At 59.0% G+C, this 14,175-nt stretch carries 15 protein-coding genes and 2 tRNA genes; 7 read left to right on the forward strand and 10 right to left on the reverse strand.

Going from position 1 to position 14,175, the window contains the following annotated elements; translation table 11 throughout:
• Nucleotides 1-205 precede the first annotated feature (205 nt).
• Nucleotides 206-1,348, forward strand: a complete 1,143-nt coding sequence (locus ACQZ6D_RS03810) for a ceramide glucosyltransferase (protein WP_065702426.1) — start codon at nt 206-208, stop codon at nt 1,346-1,348.
• 54 nt (nt 1,349-1,402) lie between these two features.
• Here ACQZ6D_RS03810 and ACQZ6D_RS03815 read toward each other — a convergent pair.
• Nucleotides 1,403-1,479: transfer RNA gene (locus ACQZ6D_RS03815), tRNA-Pro, on the reverse strand.
• Between the two features lie 265 nt (nt 1,480-1,744).
• On the opposite strand from ACQZ6D_RS03815, the gene ACQZ6D_RS03820 reads away from it, so the two are divergent.
• Together ACQZ6D_RS03820 and ACQZ6D_RS03825 are read left to right on the forward strand one after the other, a co-directional pair.
• Nucleotides 1,745-2,050: an ETC complex I subunit gene (locus tag ACQZ6D_RS03820; protein ID WP_003495468.1), complete on the forward strand. Its 306-nt coding sequence runs from the start codon at nt 1,745-1,747 to the stop codon at nt 2,048-2,050.
• Nucleotides 2,051-2,101: 51 nt separating this feature from the next.
• Nucleotides 2,102-2,178 (forward strand) — tRNA-Arg (locus ACQZ6D_RS03825).
• Nucleotides 2,179-2,185: 7 nt separating this feature from the next.
• On the opposite strand, the gene ACQZ6D_RS03830 is transcribed toward ACQZ6D_RS03825, so the two are convergent.
• Nucleotides 2,186-2,923 (reverse strand): DUF429 domain-containing protein, encoded by a 738-nt coding sequence (locus tag ACQZ6D_RS03830; protein ID WP_065702544.1) that lies wholly within the window; start codon nt 2,921-2,923, stop codon nt 2,186-2,188.
• Nucleotides 2,924-2,987: 64 nt separating this feature from the next.
• Nucleotides 2,988-3,143, reverse strand: a complete 156-nt coding sequence (locus tag ACQZ6D_RS03835) for a hypothetical protein (protein ID WP_003515963.1) — start codon at nt 3,141-3,143, stop codon at nt 2,988-2,990.
• A 236-nt stretch (nt 3,144-3,379) separates the two neighbouring features.
• Here ACQZ6D_RS03835 and ACQZ6D_RS03840 point away from each other — a divergent pair, with 236 nt between their 5' ends.
• The 4 genes from ACQZ6D_RS03840 (at nt 3,380) to ACQZ6D_RS03855 (ending at nt 6,954) form a co-directional block, all read left to right on the forward strand.
• A complete protein-coding gene (locus ACQZ6D_RS03840; protein WP_065687401.1) occupies nt 3,380-4,678 on the forward strand; it encodes an efflux RND transporter periplasmic adaptor subunit in 1,299 nt (432 codons plus the stop codon).
• A 14-nt stretch (nt 4,679-4,692) separates the two neighbouring features.
• Nucleotides 4,693-5,412, forward strand: a complete 720-nt coding sequence (locus ACQZ6D_RS03845) for an ABC transporter ATP-binding protein (protein ID WP_065702425.1) — start codon at nt 4,693-4,695, stop codon at nt 5,410-5,412.
• On the forward strand, nt 5,402-6,610 hold the full coding sequence (locus tag ACQZ6D_RS03850) for an ABC transporter permease (protein ID WP_003515968.1): 1,209 nt from the start codon (nt 5,402-5,404) through the stop codon (nt 6,608-6,610). Before ACQZ6D_RS03845 ends, ACQZ6D_RS03850 begins: the two co-directional genes overlap by 11 nt.
• 62 nt (nt 6,611-6,672) lie before the next feature.
• A complete protein-coding gene (locus ACQZ6D_RS03855; protein WP_065702424.1) occupies nt 6,673-6,954 on the forward strand; it encodes a hypothetical protein in 282 nt (93 codons plus the stop codon).
• A gap of 21 nt (nt 6,955-6,975) precedes the next feature.
• On the opposite strand, the gene sufA is transcribed toward ACQZ6D_RS03855, so the two are convergent.
• The 7 genes from sufA to ACQZ6D_RS03890 all read right to left on the reverse strand — a co-directional run bounded on the left by sufA (nt 6,976) and on the right by ACQZ6D_RS03890 (nt 14,091).
• Complete coding sequence (gene sufA, locus ACQZ6D_RS03860; RefSeq protein ID WP_003515971.1) at nt 6,976-7,365, reverse strand: Fe-S cluster assembly scaffold SufA; 390 nt, start codon at nt 7,363-7,365, stop codon at nt 6,976-6,978.
• Between the two features lie 112 nt (nt 7,366-7,477).
• On the reverse strand, nt 7,478-7,861 hold the full coding sequence (locus ACQZ6D_RS03865) for an SUF system Fe-S cluster assembly protein (protein WP_003515972.1): 384 nt from the start codon (nt 7,859-7,861) through the stop codon (nt 7,478-7,480).
• A gap of 23 nt (nt 7,862-7,884) precedes the next feature.
• Nucleotides 7,885-9,135 (reverse strand): cysteine desulfurase, encoded by a 1,251-nt coding sequence (locus ACQZ6D_RS03870; protein ID WP_003515973.1) that lies wholly within the window; start codon nt 9,133-9,135, stop codon nt 7,885-7,887.
• Entirely contained in the window at nt 9,128-10,399 is a 1,272-nt protein-coding gene (sufD, locus tag ACQZ6D_RS03875) for a Fe-S cluster assembly protein SufD (protein WP_065702422.1), read from the reverse strand. Before sufD ends, ACQZ6D_RS03870 begins: the two co-directional genes overlap by 8 nt.
• Nucleotides 10,400-10,423: 24 nt before the next feature.
• A complete protein-coding gene (gene sufC, locus ACQZ6D_RS03880) occupies nt 10,424-11,179 on the reverse strand; it encodes a Fe-S cluster assembly ATPase SufC (RefSeq protein WP_003507958.1) in 756 nt (251 codons plus the stop codon).
• Between the two features lie 72 nt (nt 11,180-11,251).
• Nucleotides 11,252-12,721 carry a Fe-S cluster assembly protein SufB gene (gene sufB / locus ACQZ6D_RS03885; protein ID WP_065702421.1) on the reverse strand — a complete coding sequence of 490 codons (1,470 nt, stop codon included), beginning with the start codon at nt 12,719-12,721 and terminating at the stop codon, nt 11,252-11,254.
• A gap of 200 nt (nt 12,722-12,921) precedes the next feature.
• Nucleotides 12,922-14,091: a cysteine desulfurase family protein gene (locus ACQZ6D_RS03890; RefSeq protein WP_448729619.1), complete on the reverse strand. Its 1,170-nt coding sequence runs from the start codon at nt 14,089-14,091 to the stop codon at nt 12,922-12,924.
• Between the last annotated feature and the right edge of the window lie 84 nt (nt 14,092-14,175).

A 14,175-nucleotide genomic window follows, 5' to 3' on the forward strand; every position in this document is an offset into this window, starting at 1 on the left:
GTAGTCTGCAAAAACCGTTCACGCTTTCTCGGTAACAAACGCGGCATCGACCCGTGCGCCAGGGGCGCATGAACGACCGAAGTCGGATCCTGCCTGCGGAACATGACATGTAACTGTCATGCAAACGTTATAATCCGCAATGACGAATTCCATGGAATCGGTTGGCGGGTAAACCGCTGAAAGCTTGGGAGTGGAACTGGCCAGCATGGAAACTGTTTTTGCCCTTTGCGCAATTCTGCTCCTCGCCTTCAATCTTCTCGGCGTCGTTCTGGCAGGCTGGCGGCTGAAAAGATGCGATACGGACAACGCACTTGTCCGGCAGAAACCGCCGGTATCACTGGTGGTGCCGCTGCGCGGCATCGAAACTTTCACACCGCTGACGCTGTCGCGCGCCTTCCAGCTCAACTGGCCGGACTATGAGCTTCTGTTCTGCGTCGCCGACGAGTTCGATCCCGTGATCGAGGAAGTGCGCAAGGCAAGCGCGGCCTTCCCCGCAGTTTCAGCGCAATTGCTCATCGGCGATGATCGCATCAGCGCCAATCCCAAACTGAACAATTGCGTCAAGGGCTGGCGTGCTGCCCGGCACGAATGGGTCATTCTGGCCGATTCCAATGTTTTGATGCCGCAATCCTATATCGAAACCATGATGTCGGCCTGGCGGCCGGATAGCGGACTGGTCTGCTCGCCACCGCTCGGCTCCCGGCCGAATGGCTTCTGGGCGCACGTGGAATGCGCCTTCCTCAACGGCTCGCAAGGCCGCTGGCAATATGCGGCGGAAGCCATCGGCATGGGCTTCGCGCAGGGCAAATCGATGTTGTGGAACAAGCCATTCCTGGAAGAGCGCGGCGGCATCCGCGCGCTCGCCGCCGAAATCGCCGAAGATGCCGCTTCCACGAAGCTGGTCAGAAATGCCGGCCGCAAGGTACACCTGGTGTCGGCCCCGTTCGAGCAGCCGCTCGGACAGCGCCATGCCGGTGAGATCTGGTCGCGGCAGACCCGCTGGGCGCGGCTGCGGCGCGTCACCTTCCCGCAATATTTCGCCCCGGAAATCCTCACCGGCGCGCTTCCCCCGCTCCTCTTCGCACTCGCTGCCGCCGTTGCCGCGGATGTGAACCTTGCCGTCACCGCGATTGCCGTACTCGCCATCATGTATGGCCCGGAACTGGCGCTCGCAGCTCTCAACCGGTGGCCGGTATCCCTCTATACCCTTCCGGCAATGGTCGCGCGGGATGTCATCATGCCATTCGTCTGGGTACGCAGCTGGATCGGCAGCGCGGTTGCATGGCGCGGCAATGTCATGACGATCGGCACGGCCGAAAGCACATTGGCCGGACCTTCAGCGGACTGAACGGAAGCTTTTATTTGAAGGGGTTACACCGACAAGCGAATGTTTCGCTTTAAATGGTCGGAGTGGAGAGATTCGAACTCCCGACCCTCTGGTCCCAAACCAGATGCGCTACCAGACTGCGCTACACTCCGCCGAGGCGATGGCTGGGGAATACACGGTTCACCCGCAGTCCGCAACAGGGAAATTCATCTTTGTTGAGCCCATTGTCTCGATTGTTGAAAACTCATGCAACGCGATGGGACCGTGAAGAGGCCGCAAGGGATAATCGTCTTGACTCTCACATGGAGTCGGTCCATTTCAAATTCAGCGTTCCTGACACGATTTGGTTATTCTATTCAGGTACGTGAATAGTAATCCGGGGCGCATGCCCCACCGCCCAACCGGAGCAGTTTCGACATGTCTGCGAAGATTTACCGCCCTGCAAAGACCGCCATGCAATCCGGCAAGGCGAAAACCAATGTCTGGGTTCTGGAATTCGACGCTGAGGTCCCGCGCAAGATCGATCCGATCATGGGATACACCTCGACATCCGACATGAAGCAGCAGGTCAAGCTGACATTCGAGACGCAGGAACAGGCCGAAGCCTATGCGCAGCGCAAGGGCATCGAATACCGCGTCATCCAGCCAAAGGAAGCAACCCGCAAGGTTGTATCCTACACGGATAATTTCCGCTTCAACCGCACCCAGCCCTGGACGCATTGAAGAAGACGCACTGAACGATTTTCAGCCGGAGCAATAATAGTCCGGCACGACGGCCCCTTAGCTCAGCTGGATAGAGCGTCGACCTTCTAAGTCGAATGTCGCAGGTTCGAATCCTGCAGGGGTCGCCATCTCCATCTAAACTGCCGCTTTCGGGATCCAGATCGCGGAAATGTCGTCGCCATACGGCACTGCCTCACTCTCCAAAGCACAAATCCCGACCCAGGCGCACACGACGGCATCCATCTTGTCCTCAAAAGCCTTCATCTCCCATCCCTTTGCGTTCGTCGCGGGAATGATGAGTGCATCGGCAACCCCACCTATCCGTCGATCCAGATGTGCGATGATGGAAGACCAGACCTCGAGGAGTTTGGCGCGACGGTCTGCGGACGTATCCGACCGCCAGTAGCTGCCGACTTTTCCCTGCTTATACGGAAGCCGTTTCGCGGCGTTGGTCAGTTCAACAAGCGCAGGGTGCGGGTAGACTTCGAGCAGACCGGGACTGCTGATTTCCCTGGTTAATAACGGATATCCCGCAAGTTCAAACCCCATTTTAAGATCATCACTGACCTTGCCGGGCCTGATTGCATTTGGGGTGTGGGTGCCGCATTGCCGGGAACCATAGGCGGAAGACACCAGATTGTCAGAAGCACGGCGGGCAGTAATCGGTTGATGCGAGAGCGGCATATCAATCGTAACGAGATCGATCTTGCATCCCGCAAGGGCTTCTGCGGCCGCCAGAAGCGCCGATGCTTCGGCAACTGATCCCCTTGGGCGATCAGCGAGAACCGGGATATCGGTTCCACAAGCAAGGAAGCCTACGTAGGAAGATGCGGCGGCACGCAGCGTCCAGCCTGTTCCATCGTTGATGACCAAGGCGACCCCGCTTGGCTGGGTAACAGTCCATGCGGCGTCTATACCCAATACGGCTTTCAGAGCGTCACCCCTGCCCGAACAGCGTAAAATACCCCCAGGCGGCGGCGAAAAAAGCGATGATGGCGGCGATCGTCAGGGCTTTTTTCGATTTTGGCCCAAGCGGCTGGCGCGGCTTTTTCGGGGGCGCCGGTTTGCGGAACTTCACCACATTGTCGTTCATTATATCATCGTCCTGCATGTCGCTGCTGAAACCGGCGCCACATCAATGGCATCGGCCTTTTCGGATTTATCTCTAGCAGACCAGAGCTATCATAAATATTACCAAGTTTTCACTTCCCCCTTTGGGCAAGCTATGTCACTTCCCACAATCAGAGGAATACAAACAGCGACAGACGGACCGGAAACAGGGGTTGGAAACAATCCTCTGTGGTATTTTGAATTTTGCGGGTGACGAAAATGAATGACGCCAACACCAATGGCCGCGACACGGAAAACAGCCAGCCCGATCTGCGGGACATTCTGGGTACCAGCAGGTCAGGTAGAAAGAAGAAGTCGCGCCGCTATCTCTATGCCGCAGCAGCCGTGGTGCTGATCGGCGGGGGCCTTGGTTATTATTACCAGTCGCGTGCCGCAGGCGTCGCCTATACCTACACCACGGAAGCGGCGAGACAGGGCGACCTTTCCGTCATCGTAACCTCCACCGGCTCAGTCCAGCCGACCGATCAGGTCGACATATCGAGCGAATTGTCCGGCACCATTCGCAAGGTCAACGTTACCTATAACAGCCCGGTCAAATCAGGCGATATTCTGGCGGAACTGGACACCAACAAGCTGGAGGCCGACGTGCAGAGCGCCCGCGCCAAGCTTGCCTCCGCCAAGGCCAATGTGCTGAAGGCGCGCGCCGATCTCGGCTCGGCAAAAACATCGATGGAGCGTCTGCGGTCCCTCGTCCAGAGCCGGGTCTCCAGCCAGCAGGATCTGGATGCCGCGCAGTTCAACCACGATGCCGCCGGCGCCACGCTACAGGTCAACGAGGCGACCGTGCTTTCGGCGGAAGCGGATTTGCGGCTGGCCGAGGTCAATCTCGGCAAGGCGAAGATCGTCTCGCCCATCGATGGTGTCATCCTCACCCGCAGTGTCGATCCCGGCGCCACCGTTGCCTCCTCGCTCAACGCTCCCGTGCTGTTCACCATTGCTGGCGATCTGCGCCATATGGAATTGCAGGTGTCGGTGGATGAGGCGGATGTCGGCAAAGTCGAGACCGGGCAGAAGGCCACCTTCAACGTCGATGCCTATCCCGACCGTAGCTTCCCGGCTGAAATAGAGACCGTGCGTTTCGCCTCCGAGACCGTGTCTAACGTAGTGACCTACAAGGGCATATTGACGGTGGACAATGAGGAATTGCTGCTGCGCCCCGGCATGACGGCAACCGCCAATATCGTCGTCGAGGAGATCAAGGATACGCTGCTTGTGCCGAATTCCGCGCTCCGATATACGCCGCCGCGCGAATCCGCCTCCCGTGGCGGTGGCTTGATGAGCCTGTTCCGCCCTCCCCGCATGGGCCGGTCGCAGAACCGCGATGCCGGTCCGGCCGCGACAGGCAAAAGAACGGTGTGGGTGCTGCGTAACAACACACCAGTCTCGGTTTCGATCGAAACCGGCTCCACCGATGGCCAGCATACCGTGGTAAAATCGGGCGAGTTGAAGGCCGACGATCTGGTGATTACCGACGCCTCAGCCCGCAACGCCGGCTGACGGAGGAAAACCACATGCAACAGCCGCCGCTCATAGAATTCCGCGATGTCGTCAAGCAATATGGCCGGGGCGAAGCGACGATCCGCGCGCTTGACGGCGTCAGCCTGTCGATCCACGAGAAGGAATTCGTCGCCATCATGGGGCCATCCGGCTCCGGCAAATCCACCTCGATGAACATCATCGGCTGCCTGGATGTGCCGACATCGGGCGAATATTTGTTTCAGGGCGTGCCGACCAGCGGTTTCGACAATGAACATCTGACGCTGCTGCGCCGCCACATGCTGGGTTTCGTGTTTCAGGGCTTCAACCTCCTGTCGCGGACCTCGGCGGTGGAAAATGTCGAGCTGCCGCTCGTGTACCGGGGCATGAAAGCCTCGGAACGGCGCGCGCGCGCCATGGAGGCGCTGGCACAGGTGGGTTTGAATGGCCGCGAGCACCACACGACGCAGGAGCTTTCCGGCGGTCAGCAGCAGCGTGTGGCCATTGCGCGGGCCATCGTCACCCGCCCCGCTCTGCTTCTGGCCGACGAACCCACAGGCAACCTCGACACCAAAACCAGCGCCGAGATCATGGAGCTGATCACCACGCTCAACCGCGACAAGGGCATTACGGTCGTCATGGTCACGCATGAAGAGGATATCGCTGCCCATGCGGGACGCCTTCTGCGTTTCCTGGACGGCCATCTCGCCTCCGACAGCGCAGCGGAAAACAAGGAGACTTCCGATGTTCTTTGAAACGTCGCGTCTTGCGCTGCGCGCCATCAGCCGCAACCTGCTCCGCTCCTTCCTCACCGTGCTCGGCGTCGTCATCGGTGTTGCCGCCGTCATCGCCATGGTAACCATCGGCAACGGCACGACTGAACAGGTGAAATCGGAATTGTCGCGGCTCGGCACCAACATGCTGTTCGTGCGCCCCGGCCAGTTCGGGCCCGGCCGCGCCAGCACGGAAGCCAAACGTTTCGATGATCGCGATGTTGAGGCGATCCGCAACCAGATCAGCGGCCTGCGCGCCGTTGCTCCTCAAAACCGCAGCTCCGCCGCAACGGTCATTTTCGGCGGCAAGAACCATCAGACAAGCGTCATCGGCACCACCAATGATTATCTTGTGGCACAGGACTGGACGCTTGCGCTGGGCCGTGACTTCCAGCCGGCCGAAGATCGCGGCGGGCAGATAGGCTGCATCATCGGCGAAACGGTGCGGCAGGAACTGTTCGGTGCGGAAAACCCTGTCGGCCAGACGATCCGCGTCAGCAACATCTCCTGCCCCGTCATCGGTGTTCTCGCCCGAAAAGGCCAATCCGGCCTCGGCGACGATCAGGATGATACGATCATCATGCCGCTCAAAATCCACCAGCGGCGCATCGGCGGCACCACCACCATTTCCTCCATCATGGTCTCCGCGCAGGACGGCGTTTCCACCGCCAAGGTGCAAAGCGACCTGCAGAACCTGCTAAGGGAACGGCGGCGCATCAACATTGGCCGCGAGGATGATTTCACCGTCAACGACATGACGCAGATCGCCTCGGCCATGACCGGCACGACGACGCTGCTCACAGGGCTTCTGGGTGCGGTTGCAGCCGTCAGCCTGCTGGTCGGCGGCATCGGCATCATGAACATCATGCTGGTTTCGGTAACCGAGCGCACCCGCGAGATCGGCATTCGCCTCGCCATCGGCGCACTGGAAAAACAGGTACTGACGCAGTTTCTGGTGGAAGCCGTCATGCTCTCTGCCCTGGGCGGCACGGTCGGCATCTTGACGGGCCTTGGCCTTGCCTATGGCGTCGTCAGCTTCCTCAACGTGCCCTTCGTCACCAGCCCGTCAATCATCTTCCTCGCCTTCGCCTTCTCGGCTGCCATCGGCGTGATTTTCGGCTATTTCCCGGCGCGGCGGGCAGCGAGTTTGAGCCCGATCGAGGCGCTGCGACACGAGTGAAACGAGCCGTCGAGGCTGCAACGGCCTCAACGGAAAAGGTTCATGATTTACGGAGAGTTTCGATGTTCAAATCGGTATCGGATAGCGCCGCTGCTGCAGACGGCGGTTCGCTTGCGCTCTTCGTGGAACGAATTGACGGGCAAACGGAACTGTTTGTGATCAATCGCTCCCTCGCGTCACGCGGAACGCCCGACTACAACAAAGTCAGCTCCAGCCTTCGACCACTTGCCGAGGAGGATTGCGGGAAGATTGCAGCAGCTCTCGAGCCGCTTTTGACAACGACGCCATCGATTCATCCGCTGGCGGATTTTATCGATACGCTGAAACAGCAAACATCCCTCTGATCGGAAAAATGGCGCAGCCAATCAAACGCTGGCTTCAGCCTCGCGCTGCTTCGCCAGCGCCGCCAGATCGGCAGGCTTCAGTTCCACCGACTCACCGCAGCCGCAAGCGGATGTCTGGTTCGGGTTGTTGAAGGTGAAGCCGGAGCGCATCTTGGTCACTTCAAAATCCATCTGGGTGCCGAGCAGATAGAGCACGGCGGAGGGCTGAACCCACACCTTGGCTCCATCGAATTCGACCAGATCGTCCTTCGCATCCGCTTCCGTCACGAGGTCGATGGTATATTCCATGCCCGCGCAGCCGCCCTTCTTGATGCCGACGCGCACACCCTTGGCGTCAGGGCCGGAATTCTCGACGATTGCTTTAACGCGCGAGGCAGCAGCCCCGGTCATGGTCATGATCGCAAAGCCCATGGGCTTAATTCTCCTTCGACAATCGAGTTCAAGGCTCGATGTTTATGGATTTCAATTTAATAGTGCTTGAAGGCGCCATCAAGGGATGACGCCTGTCAAAATCACGTCAGTCTCAATACCAGCCGACGGCGACCTGAGCCTCTTCCGACATGCGGTCCGGCGTCCACGGCGGATCGAAGGTCATCGACACTTCGACACCGGAAACACCTTCGACCGCGCCGACGGCATTTTCCACCCAGCCCGGCATTTCGCCGGCAACCGGGCAGCCCGGTGCTGTCAGCGTCATGACGATCTTGACCATCCGGTCGTCCTCGATATCGATCTTGTAAACGAGACCGAGTTCGAAAATATCGGCCGGAATTTCCGGATCGTACACGGTTTTCAGCGCCGCGATCACGTCGTCGCTAAGACGCGCCAGTTCGTCGGGCGCAATGGAAGACGGCTTTGCAGCGTCTTCGGTCACATCATGGGTCTTTGCAGTGGCTTCGGCAGTCATGGTCCTGAACCTCAATCCTGATATCAGGCGAAAAATTTGCGCGCATAATCAAGCGCCTCGACAAGACGATCTACTTCGGCGCGGGTATTGTAAAGGCCGAACGATGCTCGGCATGTGGAGGTGACGCCGAACCGTTTCAAGAGCGGCATGGCACAATGGGTGCCGGCACGCACGGCAACGCCGCGCCGGTCTATCACCATCGACACGTCATGGGCATGGATGCCCTCGAGTTCGAAGGAGAAGATACCGCCCTTATCAGGCGCATTGCCGATGATTCGCAGTGAGTTGACCTCGCGCAGCCGCTCGGCAGCATAGGCCGCAAGATCAGCCTCGTGGGCTGCAATCGCGGCACGGCCGAGATTGTCCATATAATCAAGCGCATAGCCAAGACCGATAGCCTGCACGATGGGCGGCGTTCCCGCTTCGAAACGATGCGGCGGCTCGTTATAGGTCACATTGTCTTCGGACACGTCGAGGATCATCTCGCCGCCGCCCTGGAACGGCCGCATCTCGCTCAGGCGGTCAGCCTTGCCATAGAGCACGCCGATGCCCGAGGGACCGTAAAGCTTGTGGCCGGTCATGACGTACCAGTCGCAATCGATATCGCGCACGTCAACCGGCATGTGAACCGCACCCTGAGAGCCATCGACAAGCACCGGAATGCCGCGCTCATGGGCGATGCGGCAGATTTCCTTGACCGGCACGATGGTGCCCAGCGCATTCGACATATGGGTGATGGCAACGAGCTTGGTGCGCTCCGTCAGGCTTTTTTCGAAAGCCTCGATATGGAACGCGCCGTCATCATCGACAGGCACCCAGACAAGCTTGGCGCCCTGCCGCTCGCGAATGAAATGCCACGGCACGATGTTGGAGTGATGTTCCATGATCGAGATGACGATCTCGTCGCCCTCGCCGATCTTTGGCATGCCGTAACCGTAAGCAACCGTATTGATCGCCTCGGTGGAGGATTTGGTGAAGACGATCTCGTCCACCGAACCGGCATTCAGGAAACGGCGCACCTTTTCGCGCGCCGCCTCATAAGCGTCGGTTGCGGCATTGGAGAGGAAATGCAGGCCACGATGCACATTCGCATATTCATTGGAATAGGCATGCGAAACGGCGTCGATCACCACCTGCGGTTTTTGAGCGGACGCGCCGTTGTCAAGATAGACCAGCGGCTTGCCATAGACCTCGCGCGACAGGATCGGGAAATCCTTCCGCACGGCTTCAACGTCATAAGGGGCCGCCAATGCGGCGCGTTCGCTCTCAGGCATGATGTTCCAGCCAGCCGGAGATGATAGTCTCTAGCGCCTCTACCAGATTTTCTTCTTCCAGTTCCTCGGCGATCTCAGCGACGAAGGCATTGACGAGCATCGCCCGCGCTTTTGCCCGCGGCACGCCGCGCGCCATCAGATAATAGAGATGGTTGTCGTCAATATCGGCAACCGTCGCACCGTGACCGCACTGAACGTCGTCGGCGAAGATTTCAAGCTCCGGCTTTGCCGAGAACTCGCCATCGTCAGACATCAGCAGCGTATTGCACGCCATCTTCGCATCGGTCTTCTGGGCATCGGGGGCAACCCGGATCATGCCCTGGAAAATGCCCTTTGCACGGTCGAAGACCACGTTGCGGAACACTTCCGTCGAGGTCGTGTTCGGCACGTTGTGGCCAAGAACCATCGTCACGTCGGTATGGGTTTCGCCGCCCAACAGGTTGACGCCGCGAACGATGAGGTCAGTACCCTCGCCGTCCACGTCGATGCGCAGTTCCTGCCGCACCAGCTTACCGCCGGCATTGATGACGAATAGACGAATCTTGGCGTCCGCACCGATTTTCATGCGCAGCTGGCCAAGATGAATATCGGCCGCGCCCTGTTGCTGCAGGATGATCCAGGTCACTTCCGCACCGTCTTCGACAACGATGTCGGTGACGGAGGAAACCAGGGCGGCATCCGAAGTCACCGAAAGGTGACGCTCGATGACGGTCGCCTTGGAACCCTTGCCGAAGCGCACCGGGAAGCGGCTGTGAACCTGACCTGCGCCATGGATCGCCTGCAATTCGATCGGCTTTTCGATCTCGGCATCAGCGGGAATGTCGAGCATCAGGCCGTCGCGCACAAAGCTGCCGTTGATACGGCCGATCACGTCGTCCTTGCTGGCTTCCGCAAGGCCTGTGGCGGCCGAGCCGTCAAGCAGGCTCTCGGCAAAGCTGGAAACGCTGATGTCTTCGATCTTGCCCACATTGGCCGTGCCATGCAGCACGTAGGCGACGGACGAGCCGGCGACAACAGACGCCTGCTTGTCGATAACAGGTGCGGGCTGGTCCTCGGGAATGGCACGCAACAGGCTCTTGAGATCGGTATAGTGCCACGCCTCGATGCGGCGGGTCGGAAGACCGCCGGTCTTCAGATCGTCGAACAGCACGTCACGGGCGGCGACAACCGCACCATTGCCCGGCAATTCGCTGAACTTGGCGGTATAGGCGTCGATCAGCGCGGTTTCCGCTGGCGTCAGCCGATTGGTCGTTTGAATGTTCATGGACATCACCTCCTGGCCTCTGGCTTAGGCCGCTTCACCGATGATGTCGGCGTAACCATTGTTTTCCAGCTCCAGCGCCAGGGCCTTGTCGCCCGAACGGATGATCTTGCCCTTGTAAAGAACGTGAACGCTATCAGGCACGATGTAATCGAGCAGGCGCTGGTAGTGGGTGATGACGACAGTGGCGCGATCCGGCGACTTCAGCGCGTTGACGCCATCAGCCACGATCTTCAGCGCGTCGATGTCGAGGCCGCTATCGGTTTCGTCGAGAACGCAGAGCTTCGGCTCCAGCAGCGCCATCTGCAGGATTTCGGCGCGCTTCTTTTCACCGCCGGAGAAACCAACGTTAAGCGGACGCTTCAGCATGTCCATGTCGATCTTCAGATCGCCGGCAGCTTCCTTGACGCGACGGATGAAGTCCGGTGTCGTCAGCTCGGCCTCGCCGCGCGCCTTGCGCTGCTCGTTCATAGCAACCTTGAGGAACTGCATGGTGGCAACACCCGGAATTTCGACCGGATACTGGAAGGCCAGGAAAATACCCTTGGCAGCGCGCTCGGCGGCATCCAGTTCCAGAATGCTTTCGCCGTTATAGAGGATGTCACCGGAGGTGACTTCATAGTCTTCGCGGCCCGACAGGATGTAGGACAGCGTCGACTTGCCGGAACCGTTCGGGCCCATGATGGCCGCAACTTCACCGGCAGCAACCTTCAGGTTGAGGCCCTTGATGATCTCGGTTTCGGTATCGGCGATCTTTGCGTGCAGGTCGATGATTTCAAGCATGGTTTTATCCTAAGAATAGTGTGAGCGAAGGTGCGCGAAACCGCGCACTCAAAGTGCGTATTCGTATGACGATCAGCCGACCGAACCTTCCAGCGAAATGCCGATCAGCTTCTGCGCTTCAACCGCAAACTCCATCGGCAGCTGCTGGATAACATCCTTCACAAAGCCATTGACGATCAGTGCGATCGCCGACTCCTCGGGGATGCCGCGCTGCAGGCAATAGAACAGCTGGTCTTCGGAAATCTTCGACGTGGTCGCCTCATGCTCGAAATGAGCAGACGAGTTCTTCGCCTCGATATAGGGCACGGTATGCGCGCCGCACTTGTCGCCGATCAGAAGCGAGTCGCACTGCGTGAAGTTGCGCGTGTTGGTCGCCTTGCGGTGAGCCGAGACCTGCCCGCGATAGACGTTTTCCGAGAAACCGGCGGCAATGCCCTTGGCGATGATGCGGCTCGACGTGTTCTTGCCGAGATGGATCATCTTGGTGCCACTGTCGATCTGCTGATGGCCGTTGGAAACCGCGATCGAATAGAATTCGCCACGGCTGTCGTCGCCGCGCAAAATGCAGGACGGGTATTTCCAGGTGATGGCCGAGCCGGTTTCAACCTGCGTCCACGAAATCTTCGAACGGTTGCCACGGCAATCGCCGCGCTTGGTCACGAAGTTGTAGATGCCGCCCTTGCCGTCCTTGTCGCCCGGATACCAGTTCTGGACGGTGGAATATTTGATTTCGGCATCGTCGAGTGCCACGAGTTCGACCACGGCGGCGTGAAGCTGGTTCTCGTCGCGCTGCGGCGCGGTGCAGCCTTCCAGATAGGAGACGTAGGCGCCCTCTTCAGCGATGATCAGCGTGCGCTCGAACTGTCCGGTGTTCTTTTCATTGATGCGGAAATAGGTGGAAAGCTCCATCGGGCACCGCACGCCCTTCGGCACGAACACGAATGAACCATCGGTAAAGACGGCCGAGTTCAGCGTTGCGTAAAAATTGTCCGTCTGCGGCACGACCGAACCGAGATATTTCTTCACCAGATCAGGATATTCGCGCACGGCTTCGGAGATCGACATGAAGATCACGCCGGCCTTTGCCAGTTCCGCCTTGAAGGTGGTGACAACGGAGACGCTGTCGAACACGGCATCCACGGCCACACGACGGTTTTCCACGCCGGCCAGGATTTCCTGTTCCTTCAGCGGAATGCCCAGCTTCTCGTAAACCTTCAGCAGCTCCGGATCGACTTCGTCCAGCGACTTGGGGCCGGGCGTGCTTTTCGGTGCGGCATAATAATAGAGATCGTTGAAGTCGATCTTGGGGTAGCTGACGCGCGCCCATGTCGGCTCGTCCATCGTCAGCCAGCGCTTGTAAGCCTCAAGACGCCATTCCAGCATCCATTCCGGCTCCTGCTTCTTGGCCGAGATGAAGCGGATCACCTCTTCCGAAAGGCCCTTCGGGGCCTTGTCGACTTCAATTTCGGTTTCGAAGCCGTATTTATACTGGTCCACATCGATCTGGCGAACCTGATCGATCGTTTCCTGAACCGCTGCCATGTCGTTCTCCAATCTCGCCGGAGCCAAGGTCCGGTGGCTTGTCAACGTATCAAGGCGGATAGCCGCCTTCATCCATCTTCGGGCAAATAATCCGGGCCCGTATAAACGGGGCGGAGCTTATACCCATGTAAGTGCGGGATGGCGCTTTTCACACATCCCGGCAAGCGGAAAATTGCTATTCCGCAATTCTTTGCCGCATTTTAAGCGGCCTGACCGGTCAGCCTGCGCCGCCCGGCAATTTTCGTAAAGGCTGCGAGCGCGTGCTCGATATCCGCCTCATCAGTCGCATGACCAAGGGAAATCCTGAGTGCGCCAAGCTTGGGATCGCGTCCCATCGCCGTCAGCACATGGCTTTCACCCACCTTGCCGGAAGAGCAGGCCGAACCGGCCGAGAGCGCAATGCCTTCGATATCGAATGCAATCTGGCCCGTTTCCGCCTTCAAACCGGGCAAGGTGAAAAACGTGGTATTGCCGACACGGCCGACATCCTCACCGTAGATGATCACGTCAGGCGTGACTGCCCGCATGCCGTCTTCCAGCCTTGCGCGCAGCTCTGCAAGACGCGTCGCTTCGGTCTCGAGGTTTTGCGCAGCAATAGCGGCGGCGGCACCGAAACCGATGACCGACAGGGTATTTTCAGTACCGGAACGATGTCCCTTTTCCTGGCCACCACCATGGATCAGCGGCTTTGGCATCATCACCTCGCCGCGGGACACCAGCGCCCCAGCACCCTTCGGGCCACCAAGTTTGTGGGACGAGATCACAAGGAAATCGGCATCCAATGCATTGATATCGAGCGGAACGCGGCCAGCAGCCTGCACGGCATCGACGACCATCAATCCCCCTGCTGCATGTGCAAGCCGCGCCGCTTCAGCCACCGGCTGAAGAATGCCGGTCTCATTATTGACCAGCATGCAGGCGACCATCGGCAGACCAGTGGACTTGTCGTGCGCTGACAGCAGCGCCTCAAGGGCCGCAAGATCGATGACACCCGCTGACGTAACGGGAATTTCCGTAACGTCAGCCTTGTCGAACCGGCCCCCTTCGCGAAAAGCCGGGTGTTCGATCGCCGAAACGTAAAGACGACCATAGCGTACGGGAGCGCGCCCCATCTTGAATTCAGGCGAAAGCACCAGATTGGCCGCTTCGGTCGCACCGCTCGTAAAGGTCACATGCGACGCCTGGGCACCGCAGACCACAGCAACGTCACGACGCGCGGCCTCGACGGCCGCACGGGCTGCGCGCCCTTCCCGATGTACGGAGGACGGATTACCCGTGATATCGAGAGCGCGGACAAGAGCATCCCGCACGGCAGGCAAAAGCGGCGCCGTGGCGTTCCAGTCCATATATGTGCGCGTCAAAACCGTCATCGCGGAAAAGCTTCGCTCAATCTTCCATGCGCCAAAACGCATTTTTCTTGAAATTACAGTTGCGCTTGCCTTATGACACGGTCC

The sequence above is a fragment of the Agrobacterium sp. 22-3639C2 genome (genome assembly GCF_053522105.1).